We start from the raw sequence: 22,492 nt of genomic DNA, 5'->3' as shown, positions 1-22,492 counted from the left end.
TTTTATTTATACCCTAAAAAGAGTATAACTCTAAAGTCATACTCTTTTTAATAATCTTCATTTTTTATTATTAACTATTCATTTTATTTCATTGATTAATAAGCTAAAAATTACTTGATTAGATTAAATTACTTTTAGCAAGTAAATGATTAGCAGTTACAAATCTAATTGTACCTGTTTTAGAACGCATTACCACTGAGTTTGTGCTAGCACAATTATTTTTGCTGTAAACTACACCTTTTAATAAATCGCAGTCGGTGATTCCTGTAGCTGCAAAATATACATCATCACTTTTTACTAAATCATTTATATATAGTACTTTATTTACATCACAAATCCCCATGTTTTTGCATCTAATTATTTCTTCTTCTGATTGGGGAACTAGCTGGGCTTGCATATCTCCACCCATACACTTTATAGCAGCTGCCGCAATAACTCCTTCTGGCGCTCCACCAGTACCTATCATTAAATCTATGCCTGTACCTTCAAAACCACAAGCTAGTACAGCAGCAATATCTCCTTCTGAGAATAACTTTACTCTTGCTCCCACTTCTCTAGCATCACTTATTATACTTTCATGTCTTTCTCTCTCTTGTACAATTACAGTCAATTCTGATACATCTTTATTTAATGCCATCGCTACATTGATTATGTTATCTTTATTAGATTTATTGATATTTATAGCACCTTTAGCTGCCGCACCAACAGCTATCTTTTTCATATACATATCTGGAGCATGTAATAAACTTCCCTTTGGTCCCATTGCCACAACAGCGATTGCATTAGGTAGTCCTTTCGCAATCAAAACTGTGCCATCTAATGGATCTACAGCAATATCCATCTCCATCATTCCATCTTTCCATAAACCTACCTCTTGCCCTATGTAGAGCATAGGAGCGTTGTCCATTTCTCCTTCTCCAATAACTACTTTACCTTTTATCGGCATCAATGAAAAGGCTTTTTCCATTCCGTCAACTGCCGCTTGGTCTGCTGCTATCTTATCTCCTCTTCCCATGTACTTAGCTGAACGAAGTGCCGCTGCTTCTGTAACTCTAACTAATCCCATTGCTATATCTTGATAAATCATATATATACCTCCTAAATGAAATATAAAAGTAAATATATAGCATTATATAGTATATAATCTACTCTAATTCCGATAAATTACTTAATTATTATATCATATTAAAATAAAAGTGTCAGGTATAGTTTTAAAATAATAAAATTAAAAAGCTGAAAGTTTAAAACTTTCAGCTTAACATTCAATAAAAATGCATATATCCCAATATGTCGTTGCACTTATCATTTCACACCCGCACTCTCGCAGGTGGGTTCTTTGCATTAGCCTTCTGTCTACTACTTTTAGCTAAGTACATTAGCGTCAGAAGCCTGACATTGGACTAAATTTAAAAGATCCCTTATACATTATGTAGGTTGAACGAATAAGTCTGACGATCATCTCAGGATGCAATTTAATTATAACATATTCTTTTATTTTTTCAATGGAAATTTATTAAATTCATCTAAATTTTTCACCTAGACTGTATGCAGCCTTTAGTATTTCCTCATCTTTCTCAACTGGATTTTCATCTGTATTTATTGCACGGAGCTCCCCTTCTATTTTAGCGTCCATAGCTCCAAAAGCTAATTTTAATGTTTCATCAATAGGTTTAAACATTTCTTCCCAATAAGTACCTCCAGTAATTATTGAAACACCTTTTTTTATCCTTATATCGTCTCTATCTTCTCTAATATACTTTTTGCTCCAATAAACTTGTAATCTATCAATAAGATTCTTTAACGGTCCCGGCACTGAAGCAAAGTACATTGGAGTGGCTATTACTATTAAATCACTATCATTGATTTTTTTATAAATTTCTGTCATATCATCCTTAATAGAACAAGCTTCTAACTTATAGCAATATTTACAATCGATGCATGGCTTTATATTAGCTTTAAATACCTCAAGTATTTCCGCTTCTTTTCCTAATCCTTTAATAAATTCATTCATCAACTTATAGGTATTGCCATTTTTATTTGGGGAAGAATAAAAAATCAAAGTTTTCATTGTAACATCCTCTTCTGTAATATTATTCATCTATTTTGTCTAATATTAAATCTAAATCCACCTCTTTATCTTTAGGGTAGAATGCTGCAGCAAATTCAGCGCAATCACTTTCTTCTTCTATTTCATAGGATGAAAATTGGCAATCTATTTCTAAATCATCAACTATCTCCTCTATAATCTCTGAAACTGTATCTAATGCTAAGTCATACAAGTATGATTTAAATAAATCCTCATCCCCCTCTTCTTGTTCATCTATTTCTTCCTTTTCATAAGCTTTAGCAGCCTGTATTTCATCCTCATCAAAATCATAATATATTCTCAGCAGGCATAAATCCTTATCTTCCCATTCTATTTCTTCTACTTCACTTATATTACCATCTAATAATAAGTTAATTATTTTGTTTTTATCCATTTTCAATCCTCCGATTTTATTTATTTTTGCAATAGTGCTATAAATTTTTCTACAAATTCATCTGCTTTTTTGAATTCTTCTTTATTAGGAACAAATTTAAATTTTAATCCTTCATCTACTACAGAAAGTTTTAATGACTTTAATCTTTCGGTCATCATAAGAACACCTTCTCCACTCCATCCATATGAACCAAAAGCACCTGATGCCTTTCCTCTATTTACTATTGGACTTACACAAGATAATAAATCCCAGGCTGGTTTTACTGAATCTTGATTTATTGTTGGAGATCCAACTAGAAACCCTTTAGATTTATCAATAATTGAAGCAGCTTTCTCTTCTCCTATAGAAGTTATTTCTATTGCTTCACACTCTATACTTCTTTCTCTTAATTTATCACATATATAATGTGCCATAGCTTCAGTATTTCCGTAAGCTGATATGTAGAATACCGGTATACAATCTTCTAAATTCTCAGCCTCTGTTGCAAATTTTCTATACATCTCCATATATTTAGCTATATTCTCTTTATTATGTATTGGACCATGACTTGTAGCCACTAAATCAAACTTTAAATCTTTAATTTTATTTAATCCAGCTAAAACAAACCTTGAAAATGGTGCCATAATTACATTATAGTAATATATCATTTCTTCATCATAGTCTTCATCGGCACCTGCTATTACGTTGTCATTAGGGCAATAGTGACATCCTAAGAAGTCACAACTAAATAACATATCTCTTTCCTTTACATATGTAAACATAGTGTCTGGCCAATGTAAGTTAGGAGCTGTTATAAATTTAAGAGTAGTCTTACCTAAAGAAATATCTTCTCCTGCCACCATTATATTGGCTTCTTTATTTAATATATCCTTTAAATAAATACTAGCAGCTCTTGAACAAACTATTTGAACTTCTGGATAGTCTTCAATAAACTTTGAAATTATACCTGTATGATCTAATTCCGTATGATGAACTATTAAGTAATCAACCTTTCTCTCCCCAATTACTTCTTTTAGATTCTTTAAAAACTCTTCATAAAATCCATCTTTAACAGCATCTAAAACAGCTATCTTCTCATCATCAATAACATAAGCATTGTATGTAGTGCCGTTTTTAGTTTCCATTATAATATCAAAGACTCTCAGCTCTGGATTTTTCACTCCAACCCAATATATATTATCTTTTAATTTTATACTTCCCACTTTGATCACTCCTATTCTTTCTACATAAATTTGTCTGTTAAGATAATTATAATATACATTCCCATCATTTAAAATAATTTCATTTATATTTTAACCATATGAATTATATTTATAATAAATAAATCTCTGGTTCTCCAAATGCCAGAGATTTATTTTAGATTTACTTTAAGCTTTTTTTAACAGTGATATGTTTAATGCTCTATATAAGGCTTGTACAACTACAAAAGCTATTACACCATCTACAATGTGATGCAATGTAGATCCTAATCCTACAGTTATTAAAATTTTTTCTAAAGTTATTCCAAAAGGAATTACTATAAGGGCTTCTAATATTCCATGTATAGGAGCAGTTATCATCACCATACTTCTATAAGAAATACCTCTTTGAATTAATAATCCACCTACTATGCCTACAAAAGTATGCATAAAAGCTCTTGCTGCTATATACGACCCTTTGGTTATTAAAAATCCTAAGCCAGAACCTATCCCTACCATAGCTGCTGGTCCCGGTCCTAATAATATGGCTATGAATAATGGCACATGAGAAGCTAATGTAGCTGAAAATGGTCCTAATTGAATAGATAAAAAACCAAAGGCTATAGGTATTACTACTGCTAAAGCAGTTAATAAAGCTGTGTAGGTTATTTTTTTAATACTGTTCATGAAAGCACCTCCGAGTATACTAGTGTATATACACTAGTATACTCGGACTCTATTATTCTGAATTATTTTTTAAATTAAATAGTAAAAGCCGAGAATATACTTCTCGGCTTTAAACTATAGACCTTCTTTTTCCTTCATCATGCTCTTAACCTTCATTAATCTAGTTAAATTACCTCTTTCATTTTCATCTAATTTCATTACGATGTATTTTATAGTTTCTTGTAATTGAGGTATTGTCATATACTCTAGAGCATTAACTCTTCTTCTCGTCTTTTCAATCTCATCTGCCATGAGCTGGCAAGACTTTTCAACTTCAGCAAGTTCTAATAGTTTAGGCAATGTACCATATAATTTTTCTATGGCAGTATCCAATTCTCCTGAGGTATTTACAAAACCATAAGGGTATATACTACCTTCATCTTCTTCCATCTTTCTTTTAAACTTCATTACAGGTACATTAACACTCATAATATTTTTTCTTTCAACTTCAAGAGAAATGCTTTCTTTTGGGAAGACTATAGCCTCTTCAAGGAATTCCGATGACATTAAAGCTCTAGCCATAACAAAATCCTTTAAGGATTTTTGCAATTCTTCCTCTACGCTTTTTCTAAGTTCATTGTTATATTTTATTAAATCAATGAATCTTCTCATTAATTCATCTTGCTTATCCTTTAAAAGCTTATGTCCTCTGGTAGCCGTTACTAGCCTTTTCTTAAGCTTGGTGAGCTCCATTCTTGTTGGATTAACATTTAATCTCATAAACAATCATCCCTTTAATTTTCATTAGGTGTTTCAGGAAGATATTTTTCCAAATATTCATCTCTAATTCTCTTGAGCTCAGTACGAGGTAAAATAGATAACAGCTTCCATCCTAAATTCAATGTTTCTTCTATAGTTCTATTTGCTGTAAATCCTTGTGAAACATATTCTTTTTCGAAGGCCTCAGCAAATTTTGCGTACTGCTTATCTGCATCGGAAAGGGCAGACTCTCCAAGTATAACTGCTAATTCTTTTGCTTGCTTACCCTGTGCATATCCAGCAAATAACTGGTTCATTGTGTCCGCATGGTCTTCCCTAGTTTTTCCTTTTCCTATACCCTTATCTTTTAATCTTGATAAGGATGGTAGAACGTCTATAGGTGGCATTATACCTTTTCTATATAGTTCTCTACTTAAAATTATCTGACCTTCTGTAATATAACCTGTTAAGTCTGGAATCGGATGTGTTTTATCGTCTTCCGGCATTGTAAGTATAGGTATCTGTGTTATAGAACCTTCTCTTCCTTTTATTCTTCCAGCTCTTTCATATAGAGTTGAAAGGTCTGTATATAGGTATCCTGGATATCCACGTCTTCCTGGAACTTCTTTTCTTGCTGCGGAAACTTCACGCAGTGCTTCACAATAATTTGTTAGGTCAGTCATAATAACAAGTACGTGCATTCCTTTTTGATAAGCTAGGTACTCTGCTGTAGTTAAAGCCATTCTTGGCGTTGCAATTCTCTCTATAGCAGGGTCATTTGCTAAGTTCATAAACAGAACAGATCTGTCTATAGCTCCAGTTCTTGTAAAATCGTCAATAAAGAATTGAGCTTCTTCAAAAGTTATACCTATTGCAGCAAATACAACAGCAAACTTAGAATCTGAGCCTAAAACCCTTGCTTGCCTTGCAATTTGAGCAGCCAACTGGGCATGTGGTAAACCTGATCCTGAGAACACAGGTAGTTTTTGTCCTCTAACTAAAGTGTTTAGTCCATCAATTGCTGAAACTCCAGTCTGAATAAACTCTGACGGATAATTTCTAGCCACTGGATTTATAGGCTCACCATTAATATCCATTCTTTTTTCTGGAATTATTTTAGGACCATTATCCTTAGGTCTTCCAAGACCGTCAAAAACTCTTCCCAACATGTCTTCTGAAACGCTAATTTCTAATGGTTTACCTAAAAATTTAGCCTTACTTCCTTTTAAGTTTATTCCAGCAGAACCCTCAAATAACTGAACAAGGGCTTTATCTTCATTTATTTCCAGTACTCTACCTCTTCTGATTTCTCCAGTTTGAATTTCTATTTCAACTAGTTCATCATACTTTACATTTTCTACTCCATCAACAACCATCAATGGTCCTACAACTTCTCTTACTGTTCTATATTCCTTAAGCATCCATTATCCCCCCTTTGCTGATAAGATCATCAATGTCCTTTTCAAGTTCTTCAGAAACTTTATCTATATTTTCTATACTTTCCTCAGAAACGTATTTAGATCTAGCTATTCTATCTCTGATTTCCATATTTAATATATCCTTTAGATAAACTCCAGCCTTTAAAGCTCTTGATGCTTCATCTCCAAATTTAAGAACTAATTTTAACATTTTATATTGTTTACCTAAAGAAGCATAAGTATCCACATCATGGAAAGCATTTTGCTGTAAATAGTCTTCTCTTATTGATTTTGCAACTTCAAGCTTTAATCTATCCTCTTCGGATAATGCATCAATACCAACCAGCCTTACAATTTCTTCAAGGTTAGCTTCTTCTTGAAGAAGTGCCATAGCTTTTATTCTTAAATCGCTCCAATCCTGAGCAATGTTTTCATTCATCCATTCCCCTGTTTTATCAACGTACAGTGAATATGAATTTAACCAGTTTATAGCTGGGAAGTGTCTTCTATACGCCAATTGAGCATCCAATCCCCAGAAAACTTTAACGATTCTAAGCGTTGCCTGAGTTACTGGTTCTGATAAGTCTCCACCTGGAGGAGAAACTGCTCCAATTGCAGTAATAGCTCCTTCTCTTCCATCTTTTCCTAGACATACAACTTTACCAGCTCTTTCATAGAAATCTGCTAATCTTGAGCCAAGGTATGCTGGATATCCTTCTTCACCAGGCATTTCCTCAAGTCTTCCTGACATTTCTCTTAAAGCTTCTGCCCAACGGGAAGTTGAGTCTGCCATTAAGGCTACAGAATATCCCATATCTCTAAAATACTCTGCTATAGCAATTCCTGTATAGATAGAAGCTTCTCTCGCTGCAACAGGCATGTTAGATGTATTAGCAATAAGTACAGTTCTCTTCATCAATGGTTCTCCAGTTTTTGGGTCCTTTAATTCTGGGAACTCATTTAAAACGTCTGTCATTTCATTACCACGTTCTCCACAGCCTATATAAACAACCATTTGAGCGTCTGCCCACTTTGCTAACTGATGCTGTACAACAGTCTTTCCACTTCCGAAAGGACCTGGAACACAGGCTACTCCACCTTTTGTTACTGGAAAAAGTGTATCAATTACTCTTTGGCCAGTAACCATAGGTTCAACAGGGCTAAGTTTTCTAGAATAGTGTCTACCTCTTCTAACTGGCCACTTTTGCATCATGGTTAAGTCAACTGTTCCTTTTTCTGTTTCTAATTCACCAATCTTATCTACTACAGTAAAGTCACCTTCGTTTATTGAAAGTATCTTTCCTTTAACTCCATAGGGAATCATAATTTTATGTTCAATAATTGAAGTTTCTTGAACTACTCCAATTATATCTCCAGCCTCTACTTCATCACCTACATTTATAGTAGGAGTAAAGTGCCAAATTCTTTCTCTATTCAATGAAGGTACGTCAACACCTCTTGATATAAAATCTCCTGCAACTTTTTCAATTGCATCTAAGGGTCTTTGTATTCCATCGAACATTGCTTCTATTAAACCAGGACCTAGTTCCACGCTTAAAGGCGCTCCTGTAGTAACAACTGGAGCTCCTGGTCCAAGACCCTGTGTTTCCTCATAAACCTGGATAGAAGCTTTATCGCCTCTCATTTCTATAATTTCACCTATTAGACGTTGATCACCAACTCTTACAACGTCGAAAAGGTTAGCTTCTTCCATTCCTTCAGCCATAACTAAAGGTCCTGAAACTTTAACTACTCTTCCAGTCTTCAAGTACACCTACCTACCTTCCTATAAAATATTCACTCCAACAGCTTTTTCAACGTTATCGCTAATTTTCTTCATTCCAATATTTAATGTTCCTTGATTGCTTGGAATGAGTATAATGGCAGGAAGCATTTCTCTATTATATCTTTCTATTGTCTCCTCTAAATCTTGTGCCACCTGTTCGGTTATAAATATAACACCATATTTTCTAGCTGCCATAGTGTCTACAGTTTTTCTCGCTTCTTCTACATCATTTACAGGATATACATCTATTCCTAGAGCTTTAAAAGCAAGTACGGAATCTTTATCTCCAACAACTCCTATCTTATACATAGACATCACGCAACCTTTCTCTAATAACTTCTGGTGCTACGTTATTTAATTTTCCAACCATTATTATTCTTACTGTCTTAATTTCACTTTCTTTGGCCATTATATAACCCAATAAAGGTTCTATACCAAAGCTAACATATTTAGCTTTCTTAATATAATCCATAATATAATTATCAGTTAATTTTTCGAAATAACTCATATTGCCGTTAGTTCCATAATTTTCAAGACCTAATCTTAATATTTTTTCATAAGGAGTATATGAAAGCTTATTAGCTATACCATCAATAGACTCATTTTCATAACTGATCAAATCTTTTTTAAGTATAGTTCCACCTTCTATTAAAACTTCCTCCATAAATCTTCTGCCTTTATTTTGTTTCTTCACCCTTAAAAGAGTTTTAATATTAGTTAGGTCAATAATCACTTTAAAATAATCAGATAAAAACTTATCTCCTATTTCATTAGCTCTATAGAGCATCTCCTTGTACATAAAGCTGTCTAATACAATATCTATCTTTTGAGGATCCTTATCTTCTTCAAAGGATTTATTAACTTTTTCTATCCCTTGAATCATATAATCCGTAAGCTCTTTAAAATTTTCATTATCAAATGCTTGCTTTAGCTTATTAAGATTTATTAATCCAACAGGAATAAGTAAATTTGATAAATCTTTATTAAGAATTTTTCCTTTTATCATAACCTTCAGATTATGATAATCGTATTTTATAGACATAATATCAATTAATTCTTTAACAGGGGATAAGCTATACATCAATTGGTATAACCTTATTAGTTCCCCACTTAATAATTCTTCATAGTCCTCTGGCCTTTTAATATTAGACATGTAATTTGAATATTCTGTCTCTCCTAGTATCTTTAAGGCATCCTCTGCAGATGAGCTATCAATCATCCTATCTAGTTTTGCTTTATCAAGGAGTTTAGTCTCAAGTACCCTAATTCTTGAAATGGCATGGGTAAACTGTAAACCTTCCATTTAACTAACCTCCTAACCAAATACCGTTTCTATTATACTAGGCTCTAGTTCATCCTTTACTGACAAAATCAATGCTTCAAAGGTATTATTTATCTCAATGCCATTTTTGTAAAGTATAAATCCACCTTTAAAGTCTCTTCTTTCTTCACTGATTTTTATTGCACCGGTTTTACCTTTTTTAATTAACTCTTCATTTATTTTATTTATAAAGTCATTGTCAATAAGAGCTTCCATATTTGATAGAATAATTTTTTCATCTCCATCAATGCTTAAGGACAACAAACTATTTTTAATAAAATCCAAGTATTTATTTTCATTCAATCTACTTAACTTTTCCAAAGCTTCTTTATATATTTTCTCAATAACTTCTTGCTTTGTTTCTAATTTTTTATTTCTAACTTGAAGATGGGCATTAGAAATTACTCTTTCTTTTTTACTAATACTTTCTAACTCTGCCTTTTTTAATATCTCTTCTTTTTTTATATTCGCATCATTAATCTTTTCATTGATTATTTTTGCTTCTTCTTTTTTAGCATCATTAATAATCTGATTAGCTCTTTCTTCAGCTTCTCTTATTATTCTTGCTGTCATATTATCTAAACTAGACATATATTCCACTCCCTTAACCAATATTTTTCAGGGATTATCTCAACATTAATACTGACATAACGAATCCTAAAAGAGCATAAGTTTCAACCATAACTGTAAGAACTATACCCTTAGTATTGTGTTCTGGTTTCTTAGCAAGTATAGCTACTGCAGATGCAGCTGTTTTAGCCTGAGAAATCGCTGATTTCCAACCTACAAAAGCAACTGGTAAACATGCAAGCATTACTCCAAATCCAGCACCTAAATCTAATCCTGGAGTTATTTTACCTAACGCCATAAATGCAATAACGAATCCGTATAATCCCTGTGTACCAGGAAGCAATTCTAATATAAGAGCCTTACCAAATTTTTCTGGCTCTTCAGTAAGTAATCCTGATGCAGCTTCACCAACTAAGCCAACCCCTCTTGCTGAACCAATTCCTGGCAATATAGTAGCTAATGCTACTCCTAATGCTGCTAATACTACCCCACCATTGTCTAAAAAGAAACTAAAAAAAGTATTCATAATAAAATTCCTCCTTATTCCGCTTTTATTTTTATAGTTTTATTTATATGTCTGAAAGGAGCGAATGGTTTTCCTCCCCCTTCATAGAACTTACCAAAGTATTCAACATACTGTAATCTTGATGTATGAACATAAGCACCTAACGTATTTATTAATAAGTTAAATGTATGACCTATAACGAATATTAAAGGTCCGAATATCCAAGCCTTTACTCCATTACCTAAAAAGCTAATAATCAGATTTAAGGCTCCACCTATAAATCCTGTAGCTAACCCAAGAGCCATAAGTCTTGAATAAGAAACTAAATCTCCTATATAACCAGTTATTCCATATAGACCATATAGTCCTGCACCCAGTTTTGCACCAATGCCTTTATTTTCTCTTCCTTGGGTTAATACAAGTCCTATCATTCCAGCAAACATAATATACTTGATTATGTTCATGCTTCCTTTTAAGGCTTCTATATTTACAAGACTTCCAGCAAGGTAAAGAATTACAGAAACTAAAGTAATGTACCAAAGTCCTACATCATAAAATGCATCTAAATAAAGTTTATTCTTAATTAATAAATAAGCTTTTATTCCTAATCCAATAAATACATGTATCAATCCAAAGCCCATGGATACTAAAAGAATAAAGTTAGCATTATCTTCAGGCTTCATCCATACCGCTGGAATATTTATAGCTCCGGTAAAATAGCTACCGTACATAATTCCCCAGAAAATTGTAGGTAAACTCAAATAAAAGAATAGCTTTACAAAATTTCTGGTTTCTTCCTCTAGCGGTACAAATTTTAAAGCCAATGCAGTTGCAATTAACATTAATAATCCATAACCAGCATCAGATAACATCATACCGAAAAATAATAAATAGAAAGGCATCAATAATGGCGTTGGATCAATTTCATTATATTTTGGCAAACTGTACATGGATGTTATAGATTCGAAAGGCTGTACTGCAGAATTATTTTTAAGCATTATAGGAACATCGTCTTCTTCCGATGGCTCCGTAAAGCTTATATGATAATCCTCAGTCACGTCTTTTATAACCTTTTCCAACTCCATCTTTTCTTCTTCTGGAATCCAACCATTGATTATAAAAACTTTATCTGTGTTTAAGAAATTTTCACTAACTTTAGCTTTTTCAATTTCATTTCCTAGGTACTCATAAACTATTTTTAAATTTTCTAGTTTATCACCAAAGGATTTTATTTCTTCAACTATTCTAGATTTTTCTTCCTTTAGCGAAACGATTTTACCTTCGTACTCAGATATTATCTCTTTAGGAGAATCTTTGTAAGCTAAATTAGCTCTAGCAAAGCCAAATTTTCTTAATATTCCCTCTACTTTTTCTATTTTATCTTTATAAACTAAAAGTAGTATGTTCAGTTCCTCTCCAACTTCGCTAATATTTTCCAAATAGCATTCTTTAATACTACTTTCTATTTCTTCTCTGAAACTATCCTTTAGGTTTCTTGGTATAGTTCCTAAAAAGCTAGCTGCTGTTTTGACAGAATCTAATTCTCTTAATGGTGCATCTAAACTTTTCCATGGATTTAATATATCTATATCCGCCATTAGTTTAGATATCTCATTATTTATGGAATTTAGTCTGTCCTCCTTACTTCTTAAGATATCATAAACATTCTCCCAATCAGAGCTTCTTTCAAAAACCTTTAGCTCTGAATAAGAAAAGTTTGGTTTTTCTTTAAGCTTATCTTTTATACTACTCTTTGGTGACCAATATTTACTTATTGTATCTATTGAAAACTTTACTTTAGACTGACTACTTTCTAATTCAATTATGCTTGTTGTATCAGCATATGCTTTAACATAATCAACCTCTTTTTTAGTGTCTATATCTTCACCTAGATCGATAAATTGAACTTTAGAAAAACCTTGAAATTTTTGAAGTAATTCATCTTTTACTGATTTAAACACAAGCAGAGAGAACTTATTCATTTTAACTATAGCCATATTACTTCACTATCCTCTCAACTATTAAATTTATAGCTTTTTCCATTTTATCACTAGATACATTTATAATATCATTTATCTCTTTTTCAGCTCCCTCCTTTATTATTTTGCTCTCTTCTTCACCTTTTTTTAAGGCTTCTGATACCATGTTGCTAGCTAATGAGTTAGCTTCATCGATTATTCTCTTATGTTCTTCAATAGATTTGGTTTCTGCATTCTTAATAATATTTTTACTTTCTTGTTGAGCAGTTTTTATTATTTCTTCTCCTTTAGTTTCAGCATTTTTTATACTGTTTAAAGCTTCTACTGCCAAGATAACACCTCCTTCGACAACAAATAAGTTGTAAGATTTTGTAAAAATTTACGAATTTTAATAGAATTAAATAACAATTTATGAACCATTATAATACGTATAAATGTCTTAATCAATAAATTATTATTGAAATTATTGTTAAATTATTATTAAAATTCTTAATTGCGAGACTTGTTTATTTTATACATTTTTAATATACATTATAAATCATCTCCAGTATTTTTCAATAAGAAAATTTAAATTTTTGTATAAATATTTATTATTTTCGCAAAATAACAAGTAGTAATCTCCTCTTCTAAGTATTGATTTTTCAATGTATTGACATATATCTACATTAAATTTTTCTATATGGTAATTATTCACCTTATCTTTAATAATAATTCCTTCATCCTGAGCTATTTTCATAATTTCTTTATTAAAATTTTTATTTTCTTCCCTATGGAGAAAATCTGGAAGCCATCTTTTTTTATTAAAGGATAAGTAATCAAATTTTACTATTTCTTTAAGATCGTAATTATCATTTTTCAGTATTTCACTGTTAAATTCTAAAAATACTTTATAATAATCAGAGGATGATATATTCCTAGACATATATCCTTTTTCATAAAAAAACTCTCCAAGAGAATGGTAAAAATCATATGGGGTTTTGAATTTATCAATAAAATATTTAATAATTGTTTTAAATTTACCAGAGTTGTAGTATTTATCTACCATTTCTTCAACTCTTTTCAATTGAATGATTTCTTCATAGGATATATGGTTGTTTTTTAATATCTCATATGGTGGATATGGAGAGTAAACCATTCCCCATATAGGTGCTTCTTCCCTCATTTGGGATCCTTTTAATAGCTTCAAAAATCCTAATTGAATTTCTTCTGGTTCAATTGAATAAAGATCATTGAAGGATTTCATAAAGGATTCGTAACTCTCTCCTGGTAACCCCACAATAAGATCTAAATGTTGTTTGATATTTTTTACTTTTATTAATTCATCGACCTTTTCTTTTATATCTTTAAAATTTATTTCTCTGTTAATATTTTTTAACACTTCATCATTTGTAGTTTGCACTCCTACTTCAAATTGAAATCTTCCAGTAGGTGATTTAGATAAAAGTTCTATTTCCTCCTTTGTTAAAATATCTGCAGATATTTCAAAATGGAATGTGGTTTCAGTATCTTGGCTTATTAAAAAACTCCATATTTCCATTGCAAATTTTCTATTGCAATTAAAGGTTCTATCAACAAATTTAACCAATCTAACTTTTTTATCTATAAAAAATTTCAATTCATTCTTTACTCTATTAATATCTAAAAACCTTACCCCTCTTATGGTTGAGGATAAGCAATACTTGCAACGGAATGGACAACCTCTAGATGCCTCATAATAGACAATCCTATTGTCTAAATTATCTTCAGGCTTATAGGGAAAAACTATATTATCCATATCCATCAAATCTCTATTTCCAGTAAATACAAAAGAATCCTTCTTATAGTATATACCTTTTACATTGTTAATATTTAGATTTAATGCTTCTTCCTTAGATTTTTGATTTATAATATGTTCAATAAATTCTTTATAGGTTTCCTCCCCTTCTCCTGTAATCAAATAGTCACAGTAACCTTTTTCCAAGTAGTATCTTGGGTCATAAGACACTTCTGGTCCACCAAAAAGTATTACTATGTCTTTATTTATTAGCTTTATAAGTGTCGCAATTCTCTCAACAAATTCTATGTTCCAAATGTAACAGGAAAATCCCACTATATCAGGCTTTTCTTCAATTATATTTTGAACTATCCTTTCAATATTGTCATTTATTGAAAACTCCTTAATCTCACAATTATAAGGCAGTTCTTCTGTAAAGGATTTTAAGTACCTTACTGCTAAATTACTGTGTATATATTTTGCATTTACTGCTGTCAATAGTATTTTCATTTTTTCCTCCTAATAAGTTTTGCGTTTTTTTGCTTTAATAAAATATAAACCATCCCTTTCTAATGAATCCGTTATTATAAAGTAATGGTTTAATAGCTTTAATATACTTTCCTTTGAATTATCTTTAAATATATTATAATCTTTAATAGTTATTTCTTTCATATTATTGTCAGGAAGTTTAATTTTTATTTTAGAGTGAAAATATTTATTATATTTTTTGTCTATATCCCAAATATATAAATATCCCTCTTCTTTAAGATATGTATGTATATCTTTAAATAAGGTCTCTTTGCTAGTCTTAAGAAGAATATCACTTAATGTAAAAAACAATGTACAGCAATCATAATAATCCTGCTCTATCTTTACATTATCTTTCCTCTCATCTATATAATCAACATCAAAATTTCCACTATAGTGTTTACTTATATTGTAAATTACACCATAGTTCTTAATTCCAATATCTAAAATACTTCCTTGAATTTTTTCATTACTTAAATCAATTAAGGCTTCTTTAACCAAATAAAAATCACCACCTTTCATATTATTAATTCTTTTCAAAATATAAAAATCCTCTAAATGCAGAGGATTTTTATACTAATTATCGTTTTCTTTTATAACTTCATAGAAATCCACCATAAAACCAGCGGTAGTTTTTTGAGCTGCTTTTAATATAGTAGAAGCAACTAAACTATACCTTTCTTCAATATTTCTATTGCTCAAATTCTTTAAATAAGTATTATTAGCTAAAAAAGCATTGTTAACAATATAATTATCTAAGGTTTTGTATCTTACAACTCCACTATCTGCCATAAAAGAATAGTCGCTCAATAGTCTACTTATAATCCATAACTCAAATTTTCTATGGCTTTTTAACAATTTATTATTAACATGCTGTGGAACGGTAACATCCTGTACTAAATGGCAGGCCGCTCCAAAATAAAACATAGCTTTAGGCATGTTGTTTTCTTTTAAGTATGATAAAGATTTATCATAATATCTTCTACATTCAATTAATGCATTGGAAAATCCATAAAGACCCTTTCCTTTGCTAAAATGAAAAAAATGATTGGAGCTCTTAAAGTCTTGATCCGCCCAGGTAACACCCTGATTTATATAGAATATATATTCCTTAAAAAAATTATATTCTTCTTCATATCCATCATTTTTTAGTATTTCTAAAGATTGAATTGTTACAAACTTATGGACTGTACAATAAGTTTTTAAAAACTTTTTCTTTAAAGGGTTAACAGCATGAAATATGCCCCTTAATGCGCTACCATAGGTTTTTTCTATTTTTTTATTATTATCCATATAATAATTATCTCCTTTTTTGTAAAAAGTAACTATAAACTTCATTATATATGATAAATAATTTTTATAAAATTATGCATTATTTATTATACTTTTAAATATTTATAGTTAAATTTATATGATCCTTTTCAACACTGATAAAAGCGTTAAATATATCTTCTAATGTTTTAGAATTTAGTACACTGTAATACTTAGTATAATAGTGTACTGCATGCTGTTCTCTCTTGTTTGCTATCTTAATTAAAATATCATCACTATTATATTTACTATAATCCATATCTCGTAATTTAGGTAGTTCTTTAAACCCGCCTAAAGTTTTATGGACTCTAGCATGCATATATTCAATATTTGCTAATGCTTCAAACATATCTTTTATTTTTTTATCCTTAGCAATAAGTGAAGCCTTCTTATAAAAATCTCCGTTAAAAACCTCTAATTTAGTAGCATGGTCTAAAATTTTTAATGCATCACTACTTAATCCCTCTATTTTTTTATTAATTAATTCCACTTCTTTTTCATCGCCTATATATTTTTTATCTACACCACAGAATGGACAATGTTTTATATCCTCTAATGTATTCTTCTTTTCAAAGGCTTCTTTATTAAAAGAAGAATTCTTTTCATTAATAATCATACCACAAATAGAACAAATATATTTAGCCACATCCATTCCCCCTAAAACTTTACTACAATTTATTTTACATTAAAAAATCTTATTATTCTAGTATTATTTAGGCATGTTAAATATTGAACACATTACCATTCCATATATTATCATATTTTCAAGTTAAATCTTTCTCAATATTCTCATGTAATGTAATAAAACAGATAATACTATGTTAAAAATTAAATTATATGACATAATTATTAATTCTCTACTATAAATATAGTGTAATAATAGACACTCTAAAAGAATATTAATTAATGTTAATAATATTAGAGGGGATCAACAATGAAAAAAGACAGTTTTTTTAGGGACTCCTTTATTTTAATAGTGTCCAACCTAATTACTGGTATATTGGGTTTTACATTTTCAATAATTCTTTCTTTAAAGTTAGGACCTGAAGGGATGGGATTATACGGACTTGTAATGCCTATATATAATCTTTTTATATGTCTTATATGTGGTGGTATGGTTACCGCCGTATCTAAAGTAGCAGCAGAATACTGGAGCAAAAAAGATTTTACTAATTTAAAGAAAACCGTACATATAACTTTAATATTTGATATGATATGGTCAATAATTGTAGTTCTTTTAGTTTTTTTTAGTTCAAACTATATTAGTAAAAATATTATTAAAGATGTGAGATCAATAAATTCAATAAAAGCCATATGCCCAGCTATGATTTTTGTTGCCTTTTCTTCTATATTAAAAGGGTTTTTTTATGGAATATCAAAGGTATCTATTCCTGCAATAATAGATATACTAGAAAAAGCTTTAAGAATCTTAATAATAATAAGCATAACAACGATTTTACCCTCAAAACAAATAGCTGATACCGTTACATCTGCTTATATTGCACTTGCCATTGGAGAATTTACTAGCGCACTTTTCCTATATATATTTTATAAATTTAGTTGTAAAAATAATTATTTTTATAGAGGGAGAACAGAGGGGCGAGCTCAATTATTATTTAATGTATTAGTGATGTCAATTCCTCTATCTTTAAATGGTTTTTTATCTACCACATTGTCTACAATATCAACACTTATTATACCTAGAAGATTAATTTCTTCAGGTATGGACTATAGTTCAGCCCTTTCCTTAATAGGTAAACTGTCTGGTATGAGTATGAGTGTAGTTTTCTTTCCCATGGTAGTTATTAACTCTATATCTATCATTCTTATTCCTGATTTATCTCAAAGTTTAGTAAACAAAAACCATTGGGAGACAGAAGAGAGAATTAAAAACGTCTTTAGGCTCAGCTTTACATTAGGACTATCTACATTAATTATATGTTCTACTATACCAGATGCTTTAGGAAGCATTATTTTTAAGCGAAATGATTTGACTCAGTTTATTTTATTAGCATCTTTTACCGCTCCATTTGTATATACATCAGCTACAACTTTCGGCATATTAAATGGTTTAGGCAAACAAGGAGCTTTGTTAAAAAATTCTTTAATAGTTTCAATAACAGAAATTATTTTGCTATATATATTAGTAGGAATTCCTAAAGTGAATATATATGGATATGGATTTACAGTAATAATAACTTCAATTACTACCCTTGTACTAAATTTAAAAGAAATAAATACTAAAATACATTTAGATTTTGATGCAAATAAATTTCTTATAATTATTCTAACCTCAATTTTAATGTATTTTATATTGAATATGCTAAAGAATTTATTGCCAAATAGTTTAGGAACTTTAAAATATTTATTTATAGTAATCTTTGGATTTTCACAACTATATGTTTGTAAATTAATAATAGATAAAAGTGAATAGGATATCCTATTCACTTTTATCTATTAAAATTATCTTATTCTATTTATTATAAATTTAGGTATGAACCTTCTTAATTTCGATGGAATAATTTTCAAATCTTCTTCTGTTATACCGCCTGTTAATATAAGGGCGAATATATATGAATACATTCCAATTATTATAGATATGAGTGTAGCCACCGCATTTCTTATGTATCCACTTCCCAAAAATTTAAGTAGCATAAAGGATATTTTAAAAGAAGAATAAACCATACCACCCATAAATACAGATGATATTGTTGGCTTTATTGCTCCTCCAAACAATTTAAATTTCACATTTAAAGTTTTCTTTATCATTCTTCCATTTAATAGTATTGGTATTATGTATCCAATTATACTTCCATAAATAGCTCCTGATATATTTATACTTGGAATAGCAATTAAATAGTAGTTTGCTGCTATTTTAAATATTATTCCAATGACAGAATAAATTGTAGCTGTGTAAAGTTTTCCTACGCTCTGTAAAATTGTAGTTTGAATTTGCATAACTGACATTAGAACTAATACTATAGAGCCGTAGGTCATTAAAAATGCCCCTTCTCCAAACTTTAACATATAAAAGATTTGTTTGCTTAGTATTGATAATCCAAATGCAGATGGTATAGCGATTAAAAAACATACTCTAAAAGCATACATTATATTACTTTTAACTTGTTTTTTATCGTTCACCGCAGCTGCACTAGCAATAGCAGGTAAAATTGCAACAGCTAGAGAAGTAATTATTGATATAGGTACATTTATCAATTGCTGGTATTTTACTAAGTATCCATATAAGGTTGATGCATAAGCATCTGGTAACCCTCCTGCCATCAGCCTTGCCTTAGTATTAGCTACGTCAATTAAATTTCCTGCATATGTCATACCAACGGCTATGGTAATTGGTATACCATAAGCTGCTATTTTCTTTACAATCTCTTTTGTAGAATGTCTTTTTATTTGAAGTTCATTATATCCTTTTGGTACTTTAATCCTTTTATTTCTCTCGTAATAAATCATTAAATAGATAGAAGAAAAAAAGGCTCCTAAAGATGTGCCTATTGTTGCTCCAGCACATCCAGCTTCTACTCCATATTTAATAAGAATTGAAGCAAAAACTATTGAAAAAATAGCATTTGCAAATTGCTCAATAACCTGTGACACTGCTGTAGGTACCATATTGCCCCATCCTTGAAAGTATCCTCTATAAGCAGAAGCTACAGAAGTAAATAATATGGCTGGTGCTAATGCAAGTATGGATAAATATGCATTCTCATAATGAACTAGCTTGGACAAAGGTTTTGCAAAAATTATCATAAGGATAGTCATAAATATTCCAATTATTAACAATATAAATCTTGATAATTTAAAACCTTTCAATGCATCTCTATAGTTCTTTACTGCAGTTAATTCAGAAATAAGCTTTGAAATAGCAACTGGTATCCCAGCATTAGTTATAACAAATACGAATACGTACACAGAATATGCCGCTCCATATACGCCATACCCTTCATCTGTTATAATTCCTTTTAAAAAAGGTATGTATAGTAGAGATAATACCTTTGCTATCATACCAGCGGCGGACAACACCGCAAAACCTTTAGTAGTTGACCTGTCCTTCATTGTTATTCTCCTTAACTAAAACTTAAATACGTCGTTTTTAATTTTCTTTAATACTGGTGGAAGTGATTCTGCAACTGTTTTGTTTTCCATATAGTTTAATTTCTCAGGACAATCTTTAAAAATTAATTTATATGCATATAGATATTGATAGTCTACACCATATCTATTGAAAAAGAAACTATTAATTTTACCTTTTCCATATTTGCTATCTCCAACTATAGGATTTCCTAAAAAGCTTAGATGAGCTCTAATTTGATGACTTCTTCCTGTAATTAAATCCACTTCTATTAAAGAATAAGTCCCACAAGTTTCAACTGTCTTCACTTCCATTGCAATTTTTTTACTATCCTTTTTCTTGTCTAAAGAAACAGCTGATATGTTTTTATCTTCATCTTTTGATATATACGCTTCATATTTTCCATTTTTAAGTTTGCCACATATTAGTGCTAAGTAATATTTTTTTATTTTTCTTTCTCTAATCATTTCATTTAATAGTTTTAAAGCTTCAAAATTTTTTCCGAATATAACTATTCCTGAAGTATTCCTATCAAGTCTGTTGCATGAAGCTGGAGTAAAGGTAACCTCGTTTTCAGGTAAATAGTCTCCCTTATCATATAAATAGGAAAGCACATAGTCTGTAAGGGTGGGTTCCCCTTTTTTACTGTCAGAGTGAACTAAAACTCCCGGCCATTTTTCAACTATAATCATATTTTCGTCTTCGTAAGTTATTTTTATTTTGCCTGAATCCTCAACTTTAATAAAATTTATTTGAGGCTTCCTATTTGATACTATATCTCTAACCTCAACCACATCTCCAACTTCTAGGGAATATTTTTCTTTACATCTCTTCCCATTAACCTTTACATCACCTTTTCTTATACTCTTATATATAAGACTTAGCGGAACATCCTTTAACCATTTTCTCAAAAATTTATCTACTCTTTGCCCTGCTTCGTTGTTTCCTATTTCTATTCTCATATAAACACTCCTTAATTTATTCTGTATCTAAATAACTCTGTACTAATTGGCAATGTAAAGCAACTCCTAAAGATAAGCTATCTTCATCTATATCAAATAGACTACTGTGTGCAGGGTTTGTTATGCCTTTTTCTTCATTTCTAACTCCTAAATAATAAAAGACCGATGGCCTTTCATTAGAAAAGTAGGCAAAACTTTCAACACCCATACTAGGATTTAGTAATTCTATTACTTTCTCTTCCTTTAACAACTTTAAAGAAGTATTAATAAATAAATTATACATACTCTCGTCATTGTATAAACAAGGATAGCTTTCGTCAACTTGAACAATACACTTTCCTCTTAAAGAATCAGTTATTCCTTCTATTATATCTTTAAATCTTTTTACTACATATTCTCTATGTTCAGCTTTCATAGTTCTTATTATACCTGAAATGGTTACTTCTTCTGGTATAATATTTTGAGCTGTTCCTCCATGGATAGTTCCTATTGTTATTACTGCAGGCTCAACAGGAGATAATTCTCTACTAATTATAGATTGTAGATTCATAACTATACTGCTGGCAATATAAATGGGATCTACTGAATCCTGTGGCCTAGCTCCATGGGCTCCTTTGCCTAATATTTTAATAGTAAATGGGTTTGATGCCGCGTTTACAACTCCTCTTTTTATACCAACTTTACCACAAGGTATATTCTCATCCACATGTAATCCTATTATTGCATCTACATGAGGATTTTCTAATACTCCTTCTTCTATCATAATTTTAGCTCCACCAGTAGTTTCCTCCGCTGGTTCAAAAAATAATTTTACATTTCCATTTAAAGAGTGTTTAAAATTATTCAATACTAGAGCTGCTCCCATGAGTATAGCGGTATGGGCATCGTGTCCACAAGCATGCATTTTACCTTCTACTTTAGATGCATAATTGCAATTTTTGTTATCCATCAGTGGAAGAGCATCCATATCAGCTCTAATGCCTACAGTCTTATCTCCATTTCCTTTAATTAATGCACATATTCCAGTATGAGCAGTTTCTACATATTCAATACCATTCTCTTCTAATTTTTTTTTTATTATTGCAGAGGTTCTTTTTTCTTCGTACCCCAATTCAGGATACATATGAAATTCTCTTCTCCAGTGAATTAATCTATCTTTTATTTTCAATGCTTCACTATAGAAATTCAT

Annotated in this window: 22 protein-coding genes and 1 other RNA gene; 1 reads left to right on the top strand and 22 read right to left on the bottom strand. The window is 30.6% G+C overall.

What is annotated here, in order from left to right; genetic code table 11:
• Nucleotides 1–118 precede the first annotated feature (118 nt).
• From glpX to KQI86_RS11095, 19 genes are all read right to left on the bottom strand, one after another.
• A complete protein-coding gene (glpX, locus tag KQI86_RS11185; protein ID WP_216439419.1) occupies nucleotides 119–1,087 on the bottom strand; it encodes a class II fructose-bisphosphatase in 969 nt (322 codons plus the stop codon).
• A 188-nt stretch (nucleotides 1,088–1,275) separates the two neighbouring features.
• A non-coding RNA gene (ssrS, locus tag KQI86_RS11180) (6S RNA) lies at nucleotides 1,276–1,470 on the bottom strand.
• Between the two features lie 49 nt (nucleotides 1,471–1,519).
• Nucleotides 1,520–2,098, bottom strand: a complete 579-nt coding sequence (locus KQI86_RS11175; RefSeq protein ID WP_246582744.1) for a flavodoxin family protein — start codon at nucleotides 2,096–2,098, stop codon at nucleotides 1,520–1,522.
• Entirely contained in the window at nucleotides 2,091–2,480 is a 390-nt protein-coding gene (locus tag KQI86_RS11170) for a hypothetical protein (RefSeq protein WP_216439418.1), read from the bottom strand. Before KQI86_RS11170 ends, KQI86_RS11175 begins: the two co-directional genes overlap by 8 nt.
• A 20-nt stretch (nucleotides 2,481–2,500) precedes the next feature.
• Nucleotides 2,501–3,682, bottom strand: coding sequence for an FprA family A-type flavoprotein (locus KQI86_RS11165; protein WP_216439417.1), 1,182 nt, complete (start codon nucleotides 3,680–3,682; stop codon nucleotides 2,501–2,503).
• Nucleotides 3,683–3,847: 165 nt separating this feature from the next.
• Complete coding sequence (locus KQI86_RS11160) at nucleotides 3,848–4,345, bottom strand: ECF transporter S component (protein WP_216439416.1); 498 nt, start codon at nucleotides 4,343–4,345, stop codon at nucleotides 3,848–3,850.
• 114 nt (nucleotides 4,346–4,459) lie between these two features.
• Nucleotides 4,460–5,104 carry a V-type ATP synthase subunit D gene (locus tag KQI86_RS11155; RefSeq protein WP_216439415.1) on the bottom strand — a complete coding sequence of 215 codons (645 nt, stop codon included), beginning with the start codon at nucleotides 5,102–5,104 and terminating at the stop codon, nucleotides 4,460–4,462.
• 14 nt (nucleotides 5,105–5,118) lie between these two features.
• The gene (locus KQI86_RS11150) at nucleotides 5,119–6,504 is read right to left on the bottom strand and encodes a V-type ATP synthase subunit B (protein WP_216439414.1); all 1,386 of its coding nucleotides are present in this window, start codon (nucleotides 6,502–6,504) and stop codon (nucleotides 5,119–5,121) included.
• Nucleotides 6,497–8,269, bottom strand: coding sequence for a V-type ATP synthase subunit A (locus KQI86_RS11145; RefSeq protein WP_216439561.1), 1,773 nt, complete (start codon nucleotides 8,267–8,269; stop codon nucleotides 6,497–6,499). Before KQI86_RS11145 ends, KQI86_RS11150 begins: the two co-directional genes overlap by 8 nt.
• Nucleotides 8,270–8,287: 18 nt before the next feature.
• A complete protein-coding gene (locus tag KQI86_RS11140) occupies nucleotides 8,288–8,596 on the bottom strand; it encodes a V-type ATP synthase subunit F (protein ID WP_216439413.1) in 309 nt (102 codons plus the stop codon).
• Nucleotides 8,589–9,590 carry a V-type ATP synthase subunit C gene (locus KQI86_RS11135; RefSeq protein ID WP_216439412.1) on the bottom strand — a complete coding sequence of 334 codons (1,002 nt, stop codon included), beginning with the start codon at nucleotides 9,588–9,590 and terminating at the stop codon, nucleotides 8,589–8,591. Before KQI86_RS11135 ends, KQI86_RS11140 begins: the two co-directional genes overlap by 8 nt.
• Nucleotides 9,591–9,602: 12 nt before the next feature.
• The gene (locus tag KQI86_RS11130) at nucleotides 9,603–10,199 is read right to left on the bottom strand and encodes a V-type ATP synthase subunit E (protein ID WP_216439411.1); all 597 of its coding nucleotides are present in this window, start codon (nucleotides 10,197–10,199) and stop codon (nucleotides 9,603–9,605) included.
• A gap of 34 nt (nucleotides 10,200–10,233) precedes the next feature.
• Nucleotides 10,234–10,704 carry a V-type ATP synthase subunit K gene (locus KQI86_RS11125; protein ID WP_216439410.1) on the bottom strand — a complete coding sequence of 157 codons (471 nt, stop codon included), beginning with the start codon at nucleotides 10,702–10,704 and terminating at the stop codon, nucleotides 10,234–10,236.
• 14 nt (nucleotides 10,705–10,718) lie between these two features.
• On the bottom strand, nucleotides 10,719–12,680 hold the full coding sequence (locus KQI86_RS11120; protein WP_216439409.1) for a V-type ATP synthase subunit I: 1,962 nt from the start codon (nucleotides 12,678–12,680) through the stop codon (nucleotides 10,719–10,721).
• A gap of 1 nt (nucleotide 12,681) precedes the next feature.
• Nucleotides 12,682–12,993: an ATPase gene (locus KQI86_RS11115; RefSeq protein WP_216439408.1), complete on the bottom strand. Its 312-nt coding sequence runs from the start codon at nucleotides 12,991–12,993 to the stop codon at nucleotides 12,682–12,684.
• Between the two features lie 207 nt (nucleotides 12,994–13,200).
• Nucleotides 13,201–14,925 (bottom strand): B12-binding domain-containing radical SAM protein, encoded by a 1,725-nt coding sequence (locus tag KQI86_RS11110; protein ID WP_216439407.1) that lies wholly within the window; start codon nucleotides 14,923–14,925, stop codon nucleotides 13,201–13,203.
• Nucleotides 14,926–14,934: 9 nt separating this feature from the next.
• Complete coding sequence (locus KQI86_RS11105; RefSeq protein ID WP_216439406.1) at nucleotides 14,935–15,483, bottom strand: class I SAM-dependent methyltransferase; 549 nt, start codon at nucleotides 15,481–15,483, stop codon at nucleotides 14,935–14,937.
• A gap of 36 nt (nucleotides 15,484–15,519) precedes the next feature.
• On the bottom strand, nucleotides 15,520–16,236 hold the full coding sequence (locus tag KQI86_RS11100) for a phospholipase C (RefSeq protein ID WP_216439405.1): 717 nt from the start codon (nucleotides 16,234–16,236) through the stop codon (nucleotides 15,520–15,522).
• Between the two features lie 94 nt (nucleotides 16,237–16,330).
• Nucleotides 16,331–16,900 (bottom strand): metal-iron-binding protein, encoded by a 570-nt coding sequence (locus tag KQI86_RS11095; protein WP_216439404.1) that lies wholly within the window; start codon nucleotides 16,898–16,900, stop codon nucleotides 16,331–16,333.
• A 288-nt stretch (nucleotides 16,901–17,188) separates the two neighbouring features.
• Here KQI86_RS11095 and spoVB point away from each other — a divergent pair, with 288 nt between their 5' ends.
• Nucleotides 17,189–18,688, top strand: a complete 1,500-nt coding sequence (spoVB, locus tag KQI86_RS11090) for a stage V sporulation protein B (RefSeq protein WP_216439403.1) — start codon at nucleotides 17,189–17,191, stop codon at nucleotides 18,686–18,688.
• Between the two features lie 29 nt (nucleotides 18,689–18,717).
• Here the strand turns inward: spoVB and KQI86_RS11085 are convergent, their stop codons facing one another.
• From KQI86_RS11085 to KQI86_RS11075, 3 genes are read right to left on the bottom strand one after another with little or no spacing between them, the layout of a single operon-like run.
• Nucleotides 18,718–20,325, bottom strand: coding sequence for a putative polysaccharide biosynthesis protein (locus tag KQI86_RS11085; RefSeq protein WP_216439402.1), 1,608 nt, complete (start codon nucleotides 20,323–20,325; stop codon nucleotides 18,718–18,720).
• A 15-nt stretch (nucleotides 20,326–20,340) separates the two neighbouring features.
• The gene (locus KQI86_RS11080; RefSeq protein WP_216439401.1) at nucleotides 20,341–21,303 is read right to left on the bottom strand and encodes an RluA family pseudouridine synthase; all 963 of its coding nucleotides are present in this window, start codon (nucleotides 21,301–21,303) and stop codon (nucleotides 20,341–20,343) included.
• Nucleotides 21,304–21,319: 16 nt separating this feature from the next.
• Nucleotides 21,320–22,492: a M20 metallopeptidase family protein gene (locus KQI86_RS11075; protein ID WP_216439400.1), complete on the bottom strand. Its 1,173-nt coding sequence runs from the start codon at nucleotides 22,490–22,492 to the stop codon at nucleotides 21,320–21,322.

Source organism: Clostridium mobile, assembly GCF_018918285.1.
GTDB classification, from domain to species: domain Bacteria; phylum Bacillota; class Clostridia; order Clostridiales; family Clostridiaceae; genus Clostridium_AW; species Clostridium_AW mobile.
Note: the sequence above shows the minus strand (reverse complement) of the source record. Positions and strands in the feature narration are given on the sequence as shown.

Bases quoted from the DNA above. Each gene is read 5' to 3' on its own strand.
- glpX (WP_216439419.1), bottom strand. From the start codon at position 1,087: ATGATTTATCAAGATATAGCAATGGGATTAGTTAGAGTTACAGAAGCA.
- KQI86_RS11175 (WP_246582744.1), bottom strand. From the start codon at position 2,098: ATGAATAATATTACAGAAGAGGATGTTACAATGAAAACTTTGATTTTT.
- KQI86_RS11170 (WP_216439418.1), bottom strand. From the start codon at position 2,480: ATGGATAAAAACAAAATAATTAACTTATTATTAGATGGTAATATAAGT.
- KQI86_RS11160 (WP_216439416.1), bottom strand. From the start codon at position 4,345: ATGAACAGTATTAAAAAAATAACCTACACAGCTTTATTAACTGCTTTA.
- KQI86_RS11155 (WP_216439415.1), bottom strand. From the start codon at position 5,104: ATGAGATTAAATGTTAATCCAACAAGAATGGAGCTCACCAAGCTTAAG.
- KQI86_RS11150 (WP_216439414.1), bottom strand. From the start codon at position 6,504: ATGCTTAAGGAATATAGAACAGTAAGAGAAGTTGTAGGACCATTGATG.
- KQI86_RS11140 (WP_216439413.1), bottom strand. From the start codon at position 8,596: ATGTATAAGATAGGAGTTGTTGGAGATAAAGATTCCGTACTTGCTTTT.
- KQI86_RS11135 (WP_216439412.1), bottom strand. From the start codon at position 9,590: ATGGAAGGTTTACAGTTTACCCATGCCATTTCAAGAATTAGGGTACTT.
- KQI86_RS11130 (WP_216439411.1), bottom strand. From the start codon at position 10,199: ATGTCTAGTTTAGATAATATGACAGCAAGAATAATAAGAGAAGCTGAA.
- KQI86_RS11125 (WP_216439410.1), bottom strand. From the start codon at position 10,704: ATGAATACTTTTTTTAGTTTCTTTTTAGACAATGGTGGGGTAGTATTA.
- KQI86_RS11120 (WP_216439409.1), bottom strand. From the start codon at position 12,680: ATGGCTATAGTTAAAATGAATAAGTTCTCTCTGCTTGTGTTTAAATCA.
- KQI86_RS11110 (WP_216439407.1), bottom strand. From the start codon at position 14,925: ATGAAAATACTATTGACAGCAGTAAATGCAAAATATATACACAGTAAT.
- KQI86_RS11100 (WP_216439405.1), bottom strand. From the start codon at position 16,236: ATGGATAATAATAAAAAAATAGAAAAAACCTATGGTAGCGCATTAAGG.
- spoVB (WP_216439403.1), top strand. From the start codon at position 17,189: ATGAAAAAAGACAGTTTTTTTAGGGACTCCTTTATTTTAATAGTGTCC.
- KQI86_RS11085 (WP_216439402.1), bottom strand. From the start codon at position 20,325: ATGAAGGACAGGTCAACTACTAAAGGTTTTGCGGTGTTGTCCGCCGCT.
- KQI86_RS11080 (WP_216439401.1), bottom strand. From the start codon at position 21,303: ATGAGAATAGAAATAGGAAACAACGAAGCAGGGCAAAGAGTAGATAAA.
- KQI86_RS11075 (WP_216439400.1), bottom strand. From the start codon at position 22,492: ATGAATTTCTATAGTGAAGCATTGAAAATAAAAGATAGATTAATTCAC.